Origin of the sequence: Citrobacter sp. Awk 2 (genome assembly GCF_028069815.1) — a bacterium.
Taxonomy (GTDB): Bacteria; Pseudomonadota; Gammaproteobacteria; order Enterobacterales; family Enterobacteriaceae; genus Citrobacter.
This window is the reverse complement of the sequence record NZ_JANEWL010000208.1, coordinates 1-1,373: the sequence shown is the minus strand read 5'-3', so window position 1 is coordinate 1,373 and position 1,373 is coordinate 1. Positions and strand designations below refer to the sequence as shown.

1 protein-coding gene is annotated in these 1,373 nt (G+C 34.4%); it reads left to right on the top strand.

The features are described from left to right. Positions 1–179: 179 nt before the first annotated feature. On the top strand, positions 180–1,373 hold a 1,194-nt coding region (locus tag NNO02_RS23190; protein WP_271455870.1), incomplete at its 3' end, for an O-antigen ligase family protein.

Genomic DNA, 1,373 nt, shown 5'->3' with positions numbered 1-1,373 from the left:
TCATTATGTTATGTGAAAATATTTTTGTGGCCAGAATGAAGGTACACAGTGAGAGGAAGAGACTAAAATTAATGGGGGATTTTTACGATGTTATATAATAAGATATGCCCCATAAATCGTGCGAGTGAGTGTTTGTTGTTGATTAACAAGGCAATTTGAAGAAGTGAGATTTGAATTTTATGAATCAAGTAAGATACAGTCAAAATGGTAATATCTTGATTTTAAGCAAAGTTGTATTGGTCTTAATGATTTTTGGCTTATTTACGATAGATAATCAGGGGGTGCTAAATATGACCTCTTTGCTCGCTGTGGTTTTATCTATTTACTATATTAAAGCCAATAAAATAGATATTAAAAACATTGTGCTCGATCTCATGCAGAAGAGAAAATTATTGTTACTCTTCACGTTATGGTGTGTTTTTTGTATTGTATTTTTTACCTATAAAGATAAATCTCTTGATGCCTTTACCATATTGATAAAAGACTGGCGTTACCCGTTAGTGATGATGTTGTTTTTTGGCGCATTCAGTAAGCATATCACCTCACTGAGACAGTTTTTTGTCATTGGTGCGATACTTACTCTATCCTATATTGTCTTAGTGGTGCCAATTTTAAGAATTATAAAAAATAACCCGCAGGAACTGTATCTACAGCTTCGCTATGGTTTCGCATTCTATGTTGTTATGCTATTTCCTTTTGTAGTAACAGGGGCGATTTTATTCAAGAATCACTTTCTGAAAACAGTATTATATATCATTTCTGCGCTTGCCTTTGTTTTTTTATCATACACCGGGAGTCGGGCAGGGATCTTAGCAGTTGTTGTAGAAATTTTCCTGATTTCATTTCTGGTGAGTAAAACAATTAAGAGATTTATCGCTGCTACCTGCGGCTTGCTATTTATAATGGCTGCTTTGCTTATCGGGGCCTACAACACCGTGGGTCAGGTAAAAATGAAAGTCGATCAAACGCTGCAAATGAATAACGTCACATCCAGTCGTGATGAAATCATCTTAGACCGTTTCCCTTTAGTAATGGAAAATATCAACAATGCTGTCTTTGGTATTGGATACGGAAATTCTACATACAATCAGTATTTAGAGGACCATAATGCACCGAAAAATGGTGGGGTATATTCTGAGCGGAACAATGGTTATAATATAGATGAACCGTTCTTTATGATAATTCTTTATAATGTTGGGGCAATTGGTCTCTTCTTGTTTACTGCGGCTTTTTGCATTACATTTAAAGACATATATATCCGAGCCAGAAGCCAAAAAGATATTTTTAGCATTTCATTACTGTGCTCTCTTGTTGGCTATATTCTGATATATTGTTTATTTGAAAAGATGTTCATAAATGTCTTTTTATTATAC